This window comes from Azospirillum himalayense (genome assembly GCF_042657465.1).
Lineage (GTDB): Bacteria > Pseudomonadota > Alphaproteobacteria > Azospirillales > Azospirillaceae > Azospirillum > Azospirillum himalayense.
This window is the reverse complement of sequence record NZ_JBHSLC010000108.1, coordinates 1,282-19,345: the sequence shown is the minus strand read 5'-3', so window position 1 is coordinate 19,345 and position 18,064 is coordinate 1,282. Positions and strand designations below refer to the sequence as shown.

Genomic DNA, 18,064 nt, shown 5'->3' with positions numbered 1-18,064 from the left:
CGCACTACGAGGCCCCCACCATGTCCGCCTTCCCTGTCTCATCCTTCTCCTGCCCGACGAAGATCCTCTTCGGCGTTGGGGCGCACGAGCGGCTTCCCGACGTCCTGCGCGAATGGAACGCCGCGCGCCTGTTCGTCCTGTTGGACCCGGCCCTGACCGACAGCGCCATCTTCCGCCGGATCGAGGCGCTTATGACCGGCAACGGCGTTGCCCTGTCCGTCTTCACCGGCATTGAACCGGAACCGGGCGACCGGACGGTGCAGGCCGCCTTCGAACGCTGCCGGGAGCAGGACGCCCAAGCGCTGCTGGCCATCGGCGGGGGAAGCACCATCGACGTGGCGAAGGCGGTGGGCATCCTGATGACCAACGGCGGCCGGATCGCCGATTATGAGGGGATCGAGAAGTTCGCGATCCGCCCGCTGCCGCTGATCGCCGTGCCGACCACCGCCGGCACCGGGTCGGAGGTGTCGGGCGCCTGCGTCATCACCGACACCGCGCGCAAGACCAAAATGGCCATCCGCCACGCGGCCTTCAGCCCGGCGCAGGTCGCCATTCTCGATCCCCTCGCGGTCGGCTCCATGCCGGCCCACGTCGCCGCGCACGCCGGGATCGACGCCTTCGTGCACGCCTTCGAATCCTACCTGTCCAAGCGGGCGACGGTCTTTTCCGACGCGGTGAACCTGCACGCGATGACGCTGATCGCCGGAAGCATCCGCCCCTTCGTCGCCGACCGGACCAACGTTCCGGCGGCGCTGGACATGCTGTGCGGGTCGGCGCTGGCGGCGATGTCCTTCGGCGTCACCGGCCTCGGCAACGTGCATTGCATGGCGATGTCGGTCGGCGCCCTGTTCCCAGTCCCGCACGGCTTGGCCAACGCGGTCTGCCTGCCCTACGCGGCGGCCTTCAACGTGCCGGCCAAGCCGGAGCGCATGGCCCGGATCGCCGAAATCCTGGGGGTGGACACCGCCGGTCTGCCCCAGGACCAAGCCGCGGCGGCCGCCGTGGACGGCCTGCGGACGCTGTGTGCCGATCTCGGCATCCCGCCGCGCCTGCGCGATGTGGGCGTGATCGAGGATCGGCTGGACGAGATGGCCCGGCGCAGCTATGCGGCCGACTACAACCGCTGGAATCCGCGCCACACCAGCGAGGCGGATTTCCAGGACCTGTTCCGCGCGGCCTTCTGATCCGAAGCGAGCGGACCGCCGCGGCCGCAAGCCCATCCTTGCCGATGCGGTGGCCGGCTGCGGAGGTTCTCTCACCGTGGCCGAGAGCTATGCGGGAAGCCGGATGATGACGGTCTGAAGTTAGCAAGCTCGTCATCCTCGCCGAAGCCATACTGTTCCGCAGGGTCCGACACCGGTCCCGTTGCTCACTTGCCCCCCGTGACATCGAGGAAGGTGCCGGTGATGAAGGAAGCCTCGGCGCTTGCCAGCCACAGGATCGCCCGCGCGACCTCTTCGGGCTGACCGCCTCGTCCCATGGGGATCGAGTCCTTGACGCGATCCACCCGTCCCGGCTCTCCGCCGCTCGCATGCATGTCCGTGTAGATGTGGCCGGGGCGGATGCCGTTGACGCGGATGCCTTCGCGCGCGACCTCCTTGGCGAAGCCGGTCGTGAACGTCTCAAGGGCACCCTTCGAGGCGGCGTAATCGACATATTCGTTTGGACTGCCGAGCCGGGCCGATGCCGATGAGATGTTGATCACCACGCCGCCCTTCCCGTTGTGGCGATACGACATGCGCTTCGCCGCCTGCTGCGCGCAGAGGATCGGGCCGATCGCGTTGACCGCGAAGATGCGCTGCATCCGCTCGAAGTCGAGATCCTCGGTCCGGGACTGCCGCGCAAGCACCGCGGCGTTGTTGACCAGGACGTCGATCCGGCCGAACTCCCGGTCGATCGCCGCGAACATCCGGACGACCTGCGCCGGATCCGCGCTGTCGGCGCGCACGGGCAAGGCCCGCCGCCCCAGTGCTTCCACATCCGCCGCCACCGCAAGGGCGGCGGACTCGTTGGCGACGAAGCTGATCGCGACATCGTAGCCCTGTGCGGCGGCAAGCCTTGCGGTCGCCGCGCCCACGCCACGCCCTCCCCCCGTTATCAGAATCAGCGGCGCTTGAGGGACGGTGTTCATCGGAAGACCCTTCCTGTGGTGACGAGACGTTCATGCGGTTTCGGGAACGGCCGGATGCCGGCGGCCGAATGCCGGCCTTCCGATCGACCTCAGCTTTGCTGCCGGGACAAGCCGGCCCGGCCGTGCGGTCCCGCGGTGGAACCGCTCAGATGGGGCCTCAGCGTCAGGACGAGCGGAACGATCAGGGCAGCGGTCGCCGCCGAGGCCAGCACGCCGATCGTCTGGCTGCTGTGATCGGCGATCGCGCCATAGAGGATCGGCGCGACGCCTCCGGAACCGATCACACTCGTGTAGAAGACCGCGAAGGCCCGGCCCGTATCGCCGTCGGAAAGCTCCGGCACGGTGCCGTAGAGCACCGAAGAGGTGCCGTTGAGCACAATGCCGAGCAGCGGCAGCAGGACGAGCGTCGGCGTCAGCGACGTGAACAGCGTCGCGACGATCAGCAGGGCCGTGGCGGCTTCGGTCGCCATGACGCTGCCGACGACCCCCAGCCGCTCCCCGAGCCGGCTGCACGTCGCCTTTCCGAACGCGCCGCCGATGAACAGCAGGGCAAGGGCGAGGCCGACCGTCGCCGTGTCCCCACCCTGGCCATGGATGAGAAAGGGCAGGAACAGCAGATAGCCCATGCGGGTCGCCGTATCGAGCGCACCGATCGCCGTCAGGATGCCGAAGCCGCCGCGACCCCGGCCGGACGCCGCTCCCGCAGGCGCCCCCGTCTTGGCGGTCCTGGCGATGGGGGCGGCCGGCGCCAGCGGCACCAGGGCGACCGATAGAACAATTCCAAGCACCGCCATCAGCCCCAGCACCGGCTGCCAGCCGAGAGTCGGCAGCAGCACGGCGACGAGCGCCGGCAGCGTGGCTTTCCCGAGATCGCCCGAAAAGTTGTAAATGCCCAGTGGATGCCGCGATGCCGCGCCATAACTCACGGTGACGAGCATCGAGCCGCAAGGGTGCTGAATGCTCGATCCGATCCCCGCCACGACCAAACCGACGCAAAGACCCGCAAAGCCGAACGGCAGCGCCATGATCAGCAAGCCCGCCGCCGCGAGGACGGTCGACAGGATCAGCGCCGCTCGCGGCGACAAGCCGCGCAGGGCGCGATCAGCCGGGATTTGCAGGCCTCCCATCGTCCCGGAATAGAGCGCGCGGATGACGGCGAGCACTGCATAAGAAAGGCCGAACTGCGCCTGCCATACCGGCAGGAAGACATAGAGGGCGTCGGTGTAGCCGTCATGAAGCGCATGGGCAAGACATGCAGCCGTCAGGCTTTTCCTTTTTTCACTCCACCGGTCTCTCGATTTCATCTTTGTTGGATTCCTCGAAGACGCAACAGGCCTTGTTCAGCTGGGGCAATGTCAACGGAATGGTATACGTGTGAGAATTCAGCGACTAGTATGCTTTGCATCACGGATACCGTTTGTTTTTCTCACGGATCACCCATGCGCCGCCTTCCCCCCTTGAATGCCCTGCGCATCTTCGAGGTTGCGGCCCGGACCGGCAGCTATGCCGAAGCCGGAGCCGAACTCGGTCTCACCCATGGCGCGGTCAGCCGGCAGATCGCCGCGCTCGAAAGTTGGCTCGGCCAGAGGCTCTTCATGAAGGATGGGCGCCGCATGGTCGCGACGCCGATGGCGAGAATCTTCGCCGCCGAGGTCGGTCTTTCCTTCGATCGCCTAGCCGTTGCGGCGGAAGCCTGTGGCCGGCCCGACGCGCGCCGCATCCTGCGTGTCAGCGCCCCGACCAGCTTCGCCATGCGCTGGCTCATCCCGCGGCTCAATCGGTACCACGCCGGCCATCCGCACGTCGAAGTCGCGGTCACGACGGTTTCGACCGTGCTTGAGGACTTGCGCGGCGGCGTCGACGTGGCGATCCGACGCGGCGTCGCCCGGGAACATGTGTGGCCTCAGCATCGCGTCGTCCCGGTGCTGGAGGATGTGGATACGTTGATCATGAGCCCGGCGCTGTTCGCGCAACGGCCGATCCTGAAGCCCGCCGACATCGAGGGGCATACGCTGCTTGCAAGCGAAACCCGCGCCGGCGATTGGGCGGACTGGCTCGATGCGGCAGGACTCCAACATCTTGCCGGGCGCCCCCGCCAGATATTCGATCATTTTTTCGTGACGCGTCAGGCGGTGGAGGATGGGCTTGGCATTGGGATCGGCCCGTTGCCGATGCTGGAGATCGACGTTGCCAGCGGAAGGCTGATGACGCCGCTGCCGGAGATCCGGGTTCCGAGGACGGGTTACATCGCGCTTGTTCCACGTCACGCCGATGCCGGAAACCTGGTTGCCGGCTTCGTCGACTGGCTTGTCGGAGAAACGCGGGGAGCACCGTGACGAGCCGACCGTCAAAGCCGCTGGTCTTGATCAATCATCCGGCGCGTGCTTCGGCGACGACCGCTTTTCCGCCCGGCGTTGCGCGAAGTATTGTGCGGGCGTGCTTCCCAAAGCCTTCTTGAACATCGTGATGAAGGCGTTGACCGAGTCATAGCCCAGTTCGGCGGCTACGTCCTGAACCGCCGCACCGCTGGCCAGTTCCCGAAGGGCGATGACAAGGTGAAGCTGCTGCCGCCAGCGTCCGAACGTCAGGCCTGTCTCGCGGATCATCAAACGAGCCAGCGACCGTTCGCTCATCGCCACGCGCTTGGCCCATTCGGCCGATGTGCTGCGGTCGGAGGGGGCCAGCGTCAAGGCATCCGCCATCGCACGGATCTTAGGATTGCTGGAGATCGGGAGGTTGAAGCGCTCACGCGGCATTTCGACCAGTTCGTCGAGAGCCACCCTCGCAAGCCGGGCCGCATGGCCGTCCGAGGGATAGTCGGCAGGCTCCCGAGCCAACCGATCGACCATTTCCCGGATCAACGGGGAGACGGACAGAGTGCAGCAGTCCGCGGGCAAGCCTGCCGCCCCTGGCTCCACGAACAGGTAGTTGAGCCGCGCATTTGCCGTCGCACGGGCACAATGCGGCACACCGCCCGGAATCCAAACGCCGCAATTGGGCGGTACGATCCAGATCTCATTGTCCGCGGTGCAGGTGACGGCGCCATGCAGCGCGAGGATCAACTGGCCTTTGCGGTGCGTGTGCATCGGCACTTCCGCCTCATGATCCGCGAAGTTGAGTTGCCGCGCGACGGCCGGCCGATCCGTCAGATCAGGGTCGAAGGCGGAGACGGCTGAACGCGGGAGGGGCATCGATTGGCAGCTTTTGGATATTTTCTGACAGAATAGCGAATTTATTTAATTTTGCAAATCGGTCACAACTGGCGGCATGACCACCGGGAACGCCGCAAACACCCCCTTGCGCAAGGCCAGTGCCGCCACACTGCGCGCAGGCCTCGACGCCCTCCGAACGCCCGCCATGAAGGCCGATGCGGATGCGATCCTCTTTTCGGTGAAGAGTTTCGCTGCGGCGATGCTGGCCTACTACATCGCGTTGCGCATCGGCCTTTCCAAACCATTCTGGGCCGTTGTCACCGTCTATATCGTCTCGCAGACCTCCGTCGGAGCATCGCTCAGCCGGGGCGTCTATCGCTTCGCGGGGACGATGGCCGGTGCCGTGGCGACGGTGGCGATCGTTCCGAATTGCGTGAACGATCCGATCGTGTGCAGCGCGGTTCTGGCCTGCTGGATCGGGCTGTGCCTGTTCTTCTCGCTGCTCGATCGCACGCCGCGCGCCTACGCTTTCGTTCTTGCCGGCTACACGGCGAGCCTGATTGGTTTCCCCAGTGTCCTTGATCCGGGTGCGGTCTTCGAAACGGCCTCGGTGCGGGTCCAGGAGATATCCATCGGGATTCTGTGCGCCATCCTGATGCACCGCTATGTCGTGCCGAAGCGCATGACGGGTCAGTTCACCGGCAAGTTGTCGGCAACGCTGCAGGACGCGCGGCGGCTGGCGGCGGATGTGCTCAGCGGAACGCCGGGAACGAGCCGTCGAGACCGTAAGCAGCTTGCGGCGGACCTTTTTGTCCTGCAAGGGCTTGCAACTCATCTGCCGTATGACGCGGCCCCCATGACGCCGCGTCGTGAAAAGCTGCAGCTGGTCCATGACCGGCTTGCACGACTGCTTCCGCTCGCGACGGAGATCGAGGACCGGATACACGTCCTCCGCGCCGGGGACGACGGTGCGCCCGATGAGCTGGGTGCGCTGCTCGGTGACGTCGGAGCATGGATCGCAACCGCCGGGACGGCCGAGCGGGACGCCGCGGCAGCCCACCTGATTGGCCGCGCCCGGGCGGTCCGGAACCATTTGGGCGCAGACGCCTCCACGCTTGGCGACCGGCTGGCCGCCAATCTCGCCGGACATCTGGCGGAAATGATCGGCCTGCTCCAGGACTGCGACAGGCTCGTCCGAACCATCGGGACTGTCGACCGCGCGCGCGAGGCGGCGCCGCTTCATGGGCCGCTGCGTGCGAAGGGCTACGTCTATCACCGCGATCCGTGGATGGCGGCGCGGGCCGCCCTGGGCGCCATGATCGGCATCCTCATCGGTTGCGCCTTCTGGATCTGGTCGGCCTGGCCTGAGGGCGGGACGGCGGCGTCCATCCTCGGCGTCTGCTGCACGCTGTTCGGGAATGTCGACACGCCGGTGCCCAACGTCATCAAGTATATGGTCGGTTCGATTTATGGGGTGGCGATCAGCCTCGCCTACAGCTACGTCATCCTTTCCCAGGTCACGAGCTTCGCCGTTCTTGTCGCGGTTCTCGCCCCGGCGTTTCTGTTCGCCGGTTCCCTGCAGGCCCGACTCCCGACGACCTTCCGGGCGCTTGGGATCACCCTCACAATTCCGATCCTCTCGGGTCTGGGCCCCACCTACACCGGCGATTTCGCGGCCTCCCTCAACATGGTGATCGCGCTCTTCGCGGCGGTCGGATTTGCGGCGGTCAGCATGTCCCTGTTCCAGACCGTGCCGGTCGACACGGCGATCAACCGGCTGCTTCACGTAAGTCGGCGGGACGTCGGACGTCGAGCCCGGGGTGCCGCGCCCAACGAGGCACACTGGACGAGCCTCATGATCGATCGGACGGCGCTGCTGCTTCCAAGATTGCGGGCGTCCGGGAAAGCCTACTCGGACGTCCTTGACGATACGCTGCACCATCTTCGCGTTGGTCACACCGCGGGCCAGCTCCGCAAGACGATCCCACGGATCGAGGGCGAGGTCGGCGACAAAGCGAGAGAACTGCTTCTGGCGGTCGCCGCACGCTTCGGTGCCAGGAGTCGGACCGGCCCTGTCGATCACACCGACCTCGTCCGGCGCATCGAGGCGCTGACGGCACTGATCGCCGGCAGCTCGATCAAAGACCGTTTGCGGATGCTCGACCTGCTCATCGACCTTCGATTCGCGCTCGGTTCCGGTGAAACGGTGAAGGGAAAACACAGCACATGATCGTTGACCTCAGCGTCGGGGGCGTCCTCATCCCCGGTCTGGTGGTGCACGCGTTCGCCGCCCTGGGCGCCACCATGGCGGTGGTCCGCGTCCTCGCCACCACCGGCATCCACCGCCTGTTGGCTTATCGGCCGCTCGTCGAGCCAGCCATCTTCGTCCTCATCTACGGTCTGCTCGTGCAGTGCCTGCCCTCGGTTGGAACATTGCCATGACGTCTGTTCTGTCCCTTCTCGGCCGCTATGCCCTGACTCTTTGCCTCGTGGTTGCCTCCGCATTCGTCGCGTTGGAGGCGTGGAGCCGTTACGAGCGGACGCCCTGGACCCGAGACGGGCGCGTGAGCGTGGATGTCGTGCAGATCGCGCCGGAAGTCTCCGGCACGGTAAGCGCCGTATCCGTTGTCGATAATCAGTACGTCCATCGGGGCGACATTCTCTACGCGATCGACCCTGAGCGGCTCCGGCTTGTCGTGGCACAGGCGGAGGCCGACGTCGAAGCCAAACGGCAGGACATGCTCGTTCGGCAAGCGACGGCGCAGCGACGCAGCCAGCTGCGGGACGTCGTGTCCCAGGAGGCCGTGCAGCAGTCCGGTGGAGCGGCCACGGTGGCAGGGGCCGCCTATCTGGCGGCGGTGTCGGCTCTCGATCTCGCCAAACTCAACCTCGCGCGCTCCACCATCCGCTCGCCGGTCGATGGTTATGTCACCAACCTGAGGCTGCGGCCCGGTGACTATGCCACGGCCGGCGTGACGAAGGTCGCTGTTCTCGACGCAGCCAGTTTCTGGATCACCGGCTATTTCGAAGAAACGAAGATCCGACACATCCGCGTCGGCAGCCCGGCGGTGATCATGCTGATGGGCTTTGATCAGCCAATATCGGGCCATGTCGAAAGCATCGGCCGCGGTATCGAGAACAGCAACGACACGCCGGGTCATCTCGGGCTGCCGAATGTGGCGGCGACGTTTTCCTGGGTGAGACTTGCCCAACGCATCCCGGTCCGCATCCATATCGATCGGGTGCCCTCCGGGGTCGAACTCGCGGCGGGCATGACAGCGGCCGTTGAGATTATCCCTGCGGGCTCCGAATCCACCACGGGTGCTCATCGTCCCAATCACGCAGTTAGCCAGCTGTGCCACAGCCGTGCTTGCCCGCCCCAACAGTGATAAAGAACGCTGCCGTCCGTATAAAATCCTCTCTTACCCCGATTTGTGCGCCAAAATCTGCCGGATCGTCCGGTAGCCGGACTTGGCGGTGTCGAGCCGGCCGGTCTGATGATGGGCCGGGGCGGCGGCGAAGCTCTGCACCACCACCGTTTCGACCGGGTTCCCTATCAGCGCAGGCCCGCGTCGTCGAGGATGGTCGGCAGCCGCTCCACCGCTCGGGCCCAGGTGAAGCCTTGCACCAGATGATCGCGGGCCGACGGGTGGCTGTCGTCGTTGCCGCGGATGATGGCGCTCAGGATGCTGGCCGCGGCGTCCTCGTCCGGGTCCCACCAGTCGAGCCCGTGGAACGGCGCGTAGTGCTGCTCGCTGTAGGGCAGGCGCGCGGGGCGGACGGCGGCCGGGATCAGGCGGGCCACCCGATCATCAAGGTAATCCACATAGGCCGAATGGCTCGGTGCGATCAGGCTCAAACCCATGGCTCCGGCCTTGGAAAGGGGAAGGTCCCAGCCCTCGCCATGCGACATGCTCCAGTAATGGGTTGCCGCTCGCACAGCCCCGCCATGTCGGCGTCCGACAGGAGTTGGTTGATCAGCACGACCGGCGCCGCGTCGGCCATCCGTTTCCCGATGGCGGCCTCCGTCCGCCGGACCAGCTCGCCGAGTTCCGCGGCGAAGGTGGGGCTGTTTCCCTTGCCCAGCTTCAGGATGAGCACCGCGTCGTCCGTGCGCCGCGTGCTGCGCAGCCAGACCCGCAGCAGCCCGTCGATGTTCTTGCGGGGAATGGGCGGCGATCCTGGGCATCACCCCGTCCCGGTCGTTCCGGCGCGTCGTGCGGAACAGCCTGGCCGCCGGGAACAAGGGCATGCGGTCAGGAAGGCGCATCCAGCGCCAATTCCCCAGCCATGGCGAGGATGGGAGCACCGTACGCTCCATGGCCCCCCGATGATCACGGTTGTGTCGAGCAAACCCCTCATCCTCGCCCTTTCCGCCCCTGTCCGGCAGCGAGACGATCTCCAGCCTGTTGTCGGGCCGCTTCCACCAGCCGGGGCCGTCCTGGTGGTGCCTCACCCCATCGGCGGGCGCTCAACAGCGTTGCAGCCGCCGGGGTTGGCCGGCACCTCTGGTTCCCGGACGCTGACGCTGAGGTCTTCGGGCGGCATCTCTTGCTGAAGGCGCTGGTTTTGGAACACGCCCCCGACGCTGGCCGCGACCTCGGCGAGCCGATCGTGGAGGCGGAGATCTTCTCCGATTTCCATGACCCTCTGCCCATGACCCTCTGCCCATGTCCCTCTGCCATGCCGACCGGGTCGCCATTTTCCAACAGCTCCTTCATCGCGACCATGCTGAACCGCAACGCCGGCGGTTTCCATCGGCCCGACCCGACACGACGGGATTTGGCCCCCTTATGATCCCCAGTGATCCCGGGGCGGCCCCGGTCCTGACCGCCGCCCCCCGAAAGCACGGACGCTTGGCCGTTTCACCAATGCCAACCGCCCAGGTTCATCCCTCTGCCCGCCGGTGGAGCCGCCGGGCGTTGGCGACGATGTCGGTCCCCAGTGCCAACATCAGGGCGATGACGCCACATAGGAAGACCGCGGCGTAGTTCCCCCCGCTGTGGGCGAAGAGTGAGGAATAGCCGTAGCCGCCCAGCGCCTGGAACAGGGCGAAAGCGGTGGTGGCCCGGCTCCAGGCGGCGCGCTGCTCCGACGGGCTGCGCGGCAGCAGTTCATGGATGCGTCCGAGCACCAGGGGAACCACGCCCGGCGTCAGGGCGCCGAGGACGACCGTCGCAATCCCGACCACCAGCGGATGGCCGCTGCTCGCCAGAGCGGCCACGGCGAACGCCTGAAGCAGCAGCGCGATGCGGTAGGCTGCGGCATAGCCGATCCGGTCGGCCATCGATCCGGCGGCGACCGGCCCCGCCACCGATGCCACACCGTACAGGACCCAGCAGAGGGCGCCGATGTCCGCGCCCCGGTTCAGGCCGCGGGCCACATAATCGACCAGCAGCAGCATGACCGGCACCAACCCCAGCGCGTTCAGCGCGTATTCGGCGTAGAGCGAGCGGAGGACCCGCCCTTCGTGCCGCGGGGCATGCTCCACCGGCAGGGCGGTGATCGCCTGCGGCGGCGCCGACGGCGGCCAGCCGAACCAGGACAGGGCGGTCAGCAGCAGCGACAGCCCGCCAAGCCCCAGCCATGTCTCGTGCAACCCCAACCGCATCAGCGCCGGCACGGCCGTGCCGGAGGCCGCGATCCCCAGCCCGATGCCGAGGAAGATCACGCCGCTGACGAAGCCGCGCCGCGACGCCGGGATGTGGGGCAGGATGCTGGTCGCGACCAGGACCATGATGGCCCCTCCGGCCAGACCCGAGACGAAGCGCCAGCCGAAGAACCAGCCGAGCGAGAGCGGATAGGCGCAGGCGATGAAGGCGAGGGAGGCCGTCAGCATCAGCGTCCGCAGCAAGGCCCGGTTGGGCAGCAGGCTGGCCAGCGGCCGGCCGAGCAGGGCGCCCGCCAGATAGCCGGCGAAGTTCGCCGCCCCCAGCGTCACCGCGTCGGCGGCGGAGAACCAATGCGCCTCGATCAGCGACGGGACCAGCGGCGTGTAGGCGAAACGCGCGAGCCCGATGGCGACGAGGCTACCCGCCATGCCGGCGAGCGTCGCCATCCAGGCGGCGCCGTCGAGGCGGTCCATCGCCGCGGTTGCGGATATTCTGTTCATGGGCGTGCGTTCCTGTCGCGGCTCCGCCGCGGCGGGCCGCCCGTTGACCGGGAGGAATGGGAATGGGGTGATCCGCGGCGCGGCGGTCAGGAGTCCGGCATCGGCGGCAGCCCCAGACTGGCCAGGGCGGCACGTGCTGCCCCCTCCAGCAGATCACGGTCCGGGCGGATGCGGGCCAGGACGCGGATGCCCAGCAGGCAGGAGAAGAGCAGGCGGGCCGCGTCGTCATCGGGGATGCCGGTCGGGATTTCGCCGCTTCGCCGCCCCTTGATGAGGCAGCGACGGAAGAAGTCTTCGATGGTCGTCAATTCCGCGTTCAGGAAATCGCGCATGTCGGGGTCGTCCGGCGTGACCTCCAGCGCGGAATTCACCAGCAGGCAGCCGCGCCGGCACCCGTCGCCGAGCGATCGCTCGATGCTTTCGCGCAGGAAGCTGGCAATGGCGACGGCCGGCGATGCCGCCGCCTCGTGACGGGCGATGCGGGCGCGCAGCGAGCCGTCCAGATAATGCTCCAGGGCGCGGCGGAACAGCGCCCGCTTGTCGCCGAAGGCGTTGTGCATGCTGGCGAGCGTCATGTGCATGCTGTCCGCCAGCTCGCGGGTGGAGGTCGCCTCGTACCCTTGGGTCCAGAAGCGGTCCACCGCCGCGTCCAGCACCGCCGTCTCTTCGAACTTCCGCGGCCGAGCCATGGGTCCCGCCTTCCGAACCGCTGTTTTAGATCATATGATCTAAAATACGCCGGGTGGGGTGGCGGTCAAGGAGCTTTGCCATCGTCTGAACGCAGGACTGTCCTGCGCCACCGCCGGGCCGCTATTCCAATGGCGTCAGTTCGCCCAGCAGGGTCGGCAACAGCTCGGCCACGGTGGGGTGGATGTGGACGGCGCGCTGCAGGGTGGGGTAGGGCGCCCTGGCGTACATGAGGTCCAGCACGCCGTGGATGGCCTCGTCGCCGCCGGGGCCGAGGATGGCGGCGCCCAGGATCTCCCGGCTGTCGGCGTCGACGACGATCCGCATGAAGCCCTGCGTCTCGCCCTTTTCGACCGCGCGCCCGACGCGCGTCATCGGCCGCATGCCGACCAGCGCGCGCCGGCCGGAGCGGCGGACCGCCTCGTCGGTCATGCCGACGCGGGCGAGCGGCGGGTCGGTGTAGAGCGCGTAGGCCTGGATGCGGTCGTCCACGCTGCGCCGGTCGCCGTCGAGCAGATTCGCCGCGACGATCTCGAAGTCGTTGTAAGCGGTGTGGGTAAAGGCGCCGCGCCCGTTGCAGTCGCCCATCGCCCAAATGCCCGGCACGTTGGTGCGCAGCGTGCCGTCCACCGTGATGTGGCCGCGGGCGTCGGTCGCCACCCCGGCCCGGTCGAGGCCAAGGTCGTCGGTGTTGGGCACGCGCCCCACCGCGAGCAGCGCGTGGCTTCCCACCACCGAGGGCGCGCCGGAGGCGCAGGTCACGCACACCTCCACGCCGTCGTCGTGGGGGGCGAAGCGGATGCAGTCGGCCGACAGGCGGACCGTCACCCCCTCCGCCTCCAGAAGGTCCCGGATCGCGGCGGAAACGTTGGGGTCCTCGCGCGCGATCAGCCGGTCGCCCTTCTCCACGACGGTCACCCCGGCGCCGAAACGGCGGTACATCTGCGCGAATTCCAGACCGATGTAGCTGCCGCCGACCACCACCAGATGCCGGGGCACTTGGTCGAGGTCGAGGATCGTGCCGCTGGTCAGGACGCCGACGTCGCGCACCCCCGGCATGTCGGGCACCGCGGCGCGGGCGCCGACATTGATGAAGATGCGCTCCGCCGTCAGCACCTCGTCGCCGACGCGCACGCTGTTGGGGGATTCGAAGCGGGCATGGCCCTGCAGCACCCGGCAGCCGGGCATGCCACGCAGCCAGCGTTCGACGTTCTGGCGCGACCGGGCGGAGACGGCGTCCTTGCGCGCCTTGACCTTGGCCATGTCGACGCGCACCGGGCCGTCCAGCACCACGCCGTACTCGGCGGCCCGTTGGGCCACGCGGGCCACGCGGGCGCTGGCGACCAGCGTCTTGGTCGGAGTGCAGCCGGTGTTCACGCAGGTGCCGCCGAACAGCTTGCGTTCGACGACCGCGACGATCATGCCGGCGGCGGTGAGGCGCTCGGCGAGCGGCGGCCCGGCCTGGCCGGCTCCGATGATGATGGCGTCGACCATGGCGCTCTCCTGCAGCCGGCCCTGGAGTGGCGGACCGTCGCTGGCGGGATGCCTGCACCGATCGGGCCGCAAGCAAAGCTAAGTGAGGCTGGTGGCCGGTCAAGGGCGAGCAAACAGTCGGCGGAGTCCCCCTCGGCGGCGGAATGCCGCTACCATGGGCGCCGAGGGAGAGGGGCCGATCCATGGAACTTTGTGTCGATCGTCTGATGGAAACCGGTTCCGGCAGCCGCGTCCTGGACAGCGACGGGGAAAGCCGGCTGCTGCGTGTGACGCGGCCGGACCAACCCCTTCCCATGCTCGCCCGCATGGCCGTGACGCCTTCAAACGGTCTGGGCGCGCCGACCTCTGCCGGCCGCGGTTGTCCGACCGGGGCATGCCGACGCGTCCAATCCCTGAAGGCCTCGCTGTTCCCGATGGAGTCCGAGTCGCGGCCATTGCGTGCCCCGATGGTATTTACACACACATCCGTGATCGGACGGGCTCTTCGAAAGCCTGCTCGCTCTCCGAACGCCACTTCAGATGGCACGGCCCGTTCAGCCGGCAAATCATCAAAATGTTCCTGTTATGTTCTTATTTAGGCGTGAGCTCTCCGTTGACTTGATAACCTTTGGTTTCGAGTTCAATTGCGCGGCGACATCTCTCCGTGCACCGCATTCCAACGCGGCTGATGTATGCGTGCTCTCGCGTTCAAAAAGAAACTATTCGATATGTAAGGATTCACGCGGGCATAGCCGATTGTTACTATCCGGTAACGCGCTTAGGGAGCGTCTTATATACCATTAATTAGCTCTTGATAGTTCATTGATCGAATCAAGACCGGTGTCCGTGCCGGCCGCGTTGCGTGAGGGCTGAAAGACCGTGGCGAATCCAACCTTCACAATGATCGGCACCAACAGCTTCGGCCTCTCCGACATCGGAAGCGAGGCGGCTCCGGTGTTGGCCGACCTTGACGGTGACGGCGATCTCGATCTCTTGGTCGGCAACGCGGACGGAAACACGGTCTTCTTCCGGAACACCGGGACGACGCTGTCGCCGACATTCACGCTGGAGAGCACCAATCCCTTCGGCATCACCAACGTCAGCGCGGGCGGTGCGCTCCCCGGCCTGGTGGACATCGACGGCGACGGCGATCTCGATCTGTTCGTCGGCAATCACGCCGGCACCACCCTGTTCTTCCGGAACACCGGGACGACGCTGGCACCGGCCTTCTCGCTGGAAGGCACCGGCCTGTTCGGCATCCAGAACGCCGGCAGTTACGGGGCGCCGGGCTTCGCCGATATGGACGATGACGGCGATCTCGACCTGCTGATCGGCAATGCTGACGGGAACATCTTCCTTTACCGCAACAACGGCTCGGCGCAGGCGCCAGCTTTCTCGCTGGAAGGGACCAATCCCTTCGGCCTGCCCCGCGACCTTGATGGCTACGCGTCGCCCGCGCTGGCGGACATCAACGGGGACGGTCTCGTCGACCTCATCACCAAGAGCACCGTCTACGTCAACATCGGCACGACGGCGGCGCCGGCCTTTTCGTTGTTCGCCACGAATCCCTACGGGAATCCCGGTCCCGGGGCGTATCCGCGGCCGACCCTGGGTGATCTCGACGGCGATGGCGACCGCGATCTGGTGATCGGCGTCGACGGTGGCGAGTTGGAGTATTTCCGCAACGTCGCCCCGGTGTCCGTGACCCTCGGCAATGGCGGCAACACGATCGCGCTGTCGCAGATCAACACGTTGACCGGCGGCACCGGCACCGACGTGGTGTCGCTGGTCAACGTCGGAGCGACCTTCCTCGTCACCGGGATTGAAATGCTGACCGGCAGCACCGCCACCGACGTTGTGACGCTGGGCAGCGCCGGCAACACGCTGCTGGTGAGCCGGGTCGAGACGCTGAACGGCGGTACGGGCACTGACGCTGTGACGCTGGGCTCCTTCGGGAACACGATGCTGGTGGGCGGCGTCGAGACGCTGACCGGTGGTATCGGCACCGACGTGGTGATGCTGGGCTCCCTCGGGAACACGATGCTGGTGGACGGCGTCGAATCGCTGACCGGCGGCATCGGCATCGACGTGGTGACGCTGGGGAACAGCGCGGGCAACACGCTGACGGTGCTCCGTCTGGAGACGCTGACCGGCGGCATCGGCACCGACGTGGTGACGTTCGCCAGCGGCGGCAACACCCTGCTGGCGGAGGGCATCGAAACGCTGACTGGCGCCGTCGGCACCGACGTGGTGACGCTGGGCAGCGGCGGCAACACGGTGACGGTCCGGTTGCTGGAGAGCCTCTTCGGTGGCTCCGGCACCGATATCGTGACGCTGGGCATCGGTGGCAATGCACTGACGGTCCGATTGCTGGAGAGCATCGTCGGCGGCTCCGGGACCGACACCGTGACGCTGGGCAGCGGCGGCAACACGCTATGGGTGACCGGCGTCGAATCGCTGGTGGGCGGTTCCGACGCAGACGTGGTGACGTTGGACAGCTACGGCAACACGCTGACGGTCCGATTGCTGGAGAGCATCGTCGGCGGTTCCGGGACCGACACCGTGACGCTGGGTACCGGCGGCAACACGCTGTGGGTGACCGGCGTCGAGACGCTGACCGGCGGTTCCGGCACCGACATGGTGAGGTTGGACAGCGACGGCAACACGCTGACGGTCCGGCTCACGGAGACGCTCATCGGCGGCTCCGGCATCGACGTCGTGACACTTGGCACCGGGGGAAACACGCTGAGGGTGAGCGGCATCGAGACGGTGACCGGCGGTTCCGGCACCGACGCGGTGACGCTGCTCACCGGTGGGAACACGTTGACGGTGTCCTTTCTGGAATCGTTGATCGGCGCCAGCGGCACCGACGTTGTGACGCTGGGCAGCACCGGCAACACCATGCTGGTGTCCGCTCTGGAAACGTTGATCGGTGGTTCCGGCACCGACGTGGTGACGATCAGCGCCAGCGGCGTGACCGCTCTGGTGAGCGGCATCGAGACGCTGAACGGCAACAGCGGCAAGGACGCCGTGACGCTCGGCGACAGCGCGGGCACCACCATCCAGGTGGCGCGGCTGGATACGCTGACCGGCGGCGTTGGAACCGACGTGGTGACGTTTGGCGGGACTCTCGGCAACACCATTCTGGTGAGCGGCATCGAGACGCTGACCGGCGGCGTTGCAACTGACATCGTGACGCTGGACAGCGGCGGCAACACCATCGAGGTGTCGCGCGTCGAGACGCTGTTCGGCGGTTCCGGCGACGATGTGGTGACGCTGGCCAGCGACGGCAACACGTTGCTGGTCCGGTTTCTGGAGACGCTGACCGGCGGTTTGGGCAACGACGTGCTGACGCTCGCCACCGGCAGCAACGTGATGACCGTGAGCGGTGTCGAAACGATCAACGGCGGCTCCGGCCTCGACATCGTGATGCTCGGCGACAGCGCGGGCAACACGCTCACGGTGTGGCGGGCGGAAACGCTGATCGGCAATTCCGGCACCGACGTGGTGACGCTGGGCTCCTTCGGGAACACGCTGCTGGTGGACGGTGTCGAGACGGTGACCGGCGGCATCGGTACCGACATGTTGGAACTGGGCAGCAGCGGCAACACGCTGCTGGTGAGCGGTGTCGAGACGCTGGCCGGCGGTATCGGCACCGACGTGGTGACGCTGGGCAGCGGCGGCAACACGCTGCTGGTGAGCGGCGTCGAAACGCTGACCGGCGGCGTCGACCTTGACATCGTGACGCTCGGTGACGGCGCGGGCAACACGCTCGCAGTGGTTGGCGTGGAGACGTTGATCGGCGGCGTCGGCACCGACGCGGTGACCTTCTCCCCGGTCGCCAACCAGGGGACGCTCTTTGTTTCCGGTATCGAGACCGTCTATACGCCGTTCCAGACATTGACGCTCAACGGTACCGATACGCTGATTGTGATTTCGGCCAGCCCGTCCGCACCGGTGCTCATCCCAGTGTCGGACAGCGGCGTGTCCGGCGACGCGGTGACAAATGCATCTCAACCCACGCTGACGGGGACGGCCGATGCCGGCAGCGTCGTTCATCTCTACGGAAACGGTGTCGAGATCGGGACGGGGACGACCAGCGGCTCCGGTTCCTGGTCGGTGGTTCCCAGCACGGCGCTTGCCGACGGGGTGTGGACGCTGACGGCCAAGGTGATCACATCCGGCGTCGAGAGCGGGGCCTCAGGCTCCCTCCTGGTGACCATCGACACCGGCGCTTCGCCGCCGACCAGCCTTGCCCTGTCCACAGCCTCGAACACGGGCTCGACCGCGGACACGCTGACCAGCGTGACCACTCCGGTGATCACCGGGAGTGTGACCGAGGCGGGCGTTGTGGTGCTGTACGAGGGGGCGACGGCGCTTGGCACGGTGACCGCTTCGGCGGCGGGCGCCTGGAGCCTCACCGCGGCCTCGCTGAGCGACGGCGCGCACACGCTGACCGCCACGGTGACCGACGCGGCGGGCAACACGTCGTCTGCATCCACCGCGCTC

General features: G+C 67.1%; 15 protein-coding genes. 7 read left to right on the top strand and 8 right to left on the bottom strand.

The window, feature by feature from the left end; genetic code table 11:
• The first annotated feature begins 20 nt into the window (after nt 1–20).
• Nucleotides 21–1,184, top strand: a complete 1,164-nt coding sequence (locus tag ACFPMG_RS28710) for an iron-containing alcohol dehydrogenase (RefSeq protein ID WP_376998598.1) — start codon at nt 21–23, stop codon at nt 1,182–1,184.
• Between the two features lie 185 nt (nt 1,185–1,369).
• Here the strand turns inward: ACFPMG_RS28710 and ACFPMG_RS28705 are convergent, their stop codons facing one another.
• Nucleotides 1,370–2,131, bottom strand: coding sequence for an SDR family oxidoreductase (locus tag ACFPMG_RS28705; RefSeq protein WP_376998597.1), 762 nt, complete (start codon nt 2,129–2,131; stop codon nt 1,370–1,372).
• Between the two features lie 89 nt (nt 2,132–2,220).
• The gene (locus ACFPMG_RS28700; protein ID WP_376998596.1) at nt 2,221–3,435 is read right to left on the bottom strand and encodes an MFS transporter; all 1,215 of its coding nucleotides are present in this window, start codon (nt 3,433–3,435) and stop codon (nt 2,221–2,223) included.
• A 135-nt stretch (nt 3,436–3,570) separates the two neighbouring features.
• Between ACFPMG_RS28700 and ACFPMG_RS28695 the strand changes: the two genes are divergently transcribed.
• On the top strand, nt 3,571–4,467 hold the full coding sequence (locus tag ACFPMG_RS28695) for a LysR substrate-binding domain-containing protein (RefSeq protein ID WP_376998595.1): 897 nt from the start codon (nt 3,571–3,573) through the stop codon (nt 4,465–4,467).
• Nucleotides 4,468–4,497: 30 nt separating this feature from the next.
• Here the strand turns inward: ACFPMG_RS28695 and ACFPMG_RS28690 are convergent, their stop codons facing one another.
• Entirely contained in the window at nt 4,498–5,322 is an 825-nt protein-coding gene (locus ACFPMG_RS28690) for an AraC family transcriptional regulator (RefSeq protein WP_376998594.1), read from the bottom strand.
• A 76-nt stretch (nt 5,323–5,398) separates the two neighbouring features.
• Between ACFPMG_RS28690 and ACFPMG_RS28685 the strand changes: the two genes are divergently transcribed.
• From ACFPMG_RS28685 to ACFPMG_RS28675, 3 genes are read left to right on the top strand one after another with little or no spacing between them, the layout of a single operon-like run.
• On the top strand, nt 5,399–7,513 hold the full coding sequence (locus ACFPMG_RS28685; RefSeq protein WP_376998593.1) for an FUSC family protein: 2,115 nt from the start codon (nt 5,399–5,401) through the stop codon (nt 7,511–7,513).
• Nucleotides 7,510–7,725, top strand: coding sequence for a DUF1656 domain-containing protein (locus tag ACFPMG_RS28680; protein WP_376998592.1), 216 nt, complete (start codon nt 7,510–7,512; stop codon nt 7,723–7,725). Before ACFPMG_RS28685 ends, ACFPMG_RS28680 begins: the two co-directional genes overlap by 4 nt.
• Nucleotides 7,722–8,672, top strand: a complete 951-nt coding sequence (locus tag ACFPMG_RS28675; RefSeq protein WP_376998591.1) for an efflux RND transporter periplasmic adaptor subunit — start codon at nt 7,722–7,724, stop codon at nt 8,670–8,672. Before ACFPMG_RS28680 ends, ACFPMG_RS28675 begins: the two co-directional genes overlap by 4 nt.
• A gap of 167 nt (nt 8,673–8,839) precedes the next feature.
• On the opposite strand, the gene ACFPMG_RS28670 is transcribed toward ACFPMG_RS28675, so the two are convergent.
• The gene (locus tag ACFPMG_RS28670; protein WP_376998590.1) at nt 8,840–9,142 is read right to left on the bottom strand and encodes a hypothetical protein; all 303 of its coding nucleotides are present in this window, start codon (nt 9,140–9,142) and stop codon (nt 8,840–8,842) included.
• Entirely contained in the window at nt 9,139–9,384 is a 246-nt protein-coding gene (locus ACFPMG_RS28665) for a hypothetical protein (RefSeq protein WP_376998589.1), read from the bottom strand. Before ACFPMG_RS28665 ends, ACFPMG_RS28670 begins: the two co-directional genes overlap by 4 nt.
• Nucleotides 9,385–9,834: 450 nt before the next feature.
• On the opposite strand from ACFPMG_RS28665, the gene ACFPMG_RS28660 reads away from it, so the two are divergent.
• Nucleotides 9,835–10,080 (top strand): hypothetical protein, encoded by a 246-nt coding sequence (locus ACFPMG_RS28660; protein WP_376998588.1) that lies wholly within the window; start codon nt 9,835–9,837, stop codon nt 10,078–10,080.
• Between the two features lie 91 nt (nt 10,081–10,171).
• On the opposite strand, the gene ACFPMG_RS28655 is transcribed toward ACFPMG_RS28660, so the two are convergent.
• The 3 genes from ACFPMG_RS28655 to ACFPMG_RS28645 all read right to left on the bottom strand — a co-directional run bounded on the left by ACFPMG_RS28655 (nt 10,172) and on the right by ACFPMG_RS28645 (nt 13,576).
• Nucleotides 10,172–11,395 carry a YbfB/YjiJ family MFS transporter gene (locus tag ACFPMG_RS28655; RefSeq protein WP_376998587.1) on the bottom strand — a complete coding sequence of 408 codons (1,224 nt, stop codon included), beginning with the start codon at nt 11,393–11,395 and terminating at the stop codon, nt 10,172–10,174.
• 86 nt (nt 11,396–11,481) lie between these two features.
• Nucleotides 11,482–12,084 carry a TetR/AcrR family transcriptional regulator gene (locus ACFPMG_RS28650; RefSeq protein ID WP_376998586.1) on the bottom strand — a complete coding sequence of 201 codons (603 nt, stop codon included), beginning with the start codon at nt 12,082–12,084 and terminating at the stop codon, nt 11,482–11,484.
• A 121-nt stretch (nt 12,085–12,205) separates the two neighbouring features.
• A complete protein-coding gene (locus tag ACFPMG_RS28645) occupies nt 12,206–13,576 on the bottom strand; it encodes an FAD-containing oxidoreductase (protein ID WP_376998585.1) in 1,371 nt (456 codons plus the stop codon).
• Between the two features lie 858 nt (nt 13,577–14,434).
• Here ACFPMG_RS28645 and ACFPMG_RS28640 point away from each other — a divergent pair.
• Nucleotides 14,435–18,064 (top strand): beta strand repeat-containing protein (locus ACFPMG_RS28640; RefSeq protein WP_376998584.1); only part of this gene is annotated, 3,630 nt, incomplete at its 3' end.

Excerpts from the sequence above, each read along its gene's own strand:
- ACFPMG_RS28710 (WP_376998598.1), top strand. The coding sequence starts at position 21 with ATGTCCGCCTTCCCTGTCTCATCCTTCTCCTGCCCGACGAAGATCCTC.
- ACFPMG_RS28705 (WP_376998597.1), bottom strand. The coding sequence starts at position 2,131 with ATGAACACCGTCCCTCAAGCGCCGCTGATTCTGATAACGGGGGGAGGG.
- ACFPMG_RS28700 (WP_376998596.1), bottom strand. The coding sequence starts at position 3,435 with ATGAAATCGAGAGACCGGTGGAGTGAAAAAAGGAAAAGCCTGACGGCT.
- ACFPMG_RS28695 (WP_376998595.1), top strand. The coding sequence starts at position 3,571 with ATGCGCCGCCTTCCCCCCTTGAATGCCCTGCGCATCTTCGAGGTTGCG.
- ACFPMG_RS28690 (WP_376998594.1), bottom strand. The coding sequence starts at position 5,322 with ATGCCCCTCCCGCGTTCAGCCGTCTCCGCCTTCGACCCTGATCTGACG.
- ACFPMG_RS28685 (WP_376998593.1), top strand. The coding sequence starts at position 5,399 with ATGACCACCGGGAACGCCGCAAACACCCCCTTGCGCAAGGCCAGTGCC.
- ACFPMG_RS28680 (WP_376998592.1), top strand. The coding sequence starts at position 7,510 with ATGATCGTTGACCTCAGCGTCGGGGGCGTCCTCATCCCCGGTCTGGTG.
- ACFPMG_RS28675 (WP_376998591.1), top strand. The coding sequence starts at position 7,722 with ATGACGTCTGTTCTGTCCCTTCTCGGCCGCTATGCCCTGACTCTTTGC.
- ACFPMG_RS28655 (WP_376998587.1), bottom strand. The coding sequence starts at position 11,395 with ATGAACAGAATATCCGCAACCGCGGCGATGGACCGCCTCGACGGCGCC.
- ACFPMG_RS28650 (WP_376998586.1), bottom strand. The coding sequence starts at position 12,084 with ATGGCTCGGCCGCGGAAGTTCGAAGAGACGGCGGTGCTGGACGCGGCG.
- ACFPMG_RS28645 (WP_376998585.1), bottom strand. The coding sequence starts at position 13,576 with ATGGTCGACGCCATCATCATCGGAGCCGGCCAGGCCGGGCCGCCGCTC.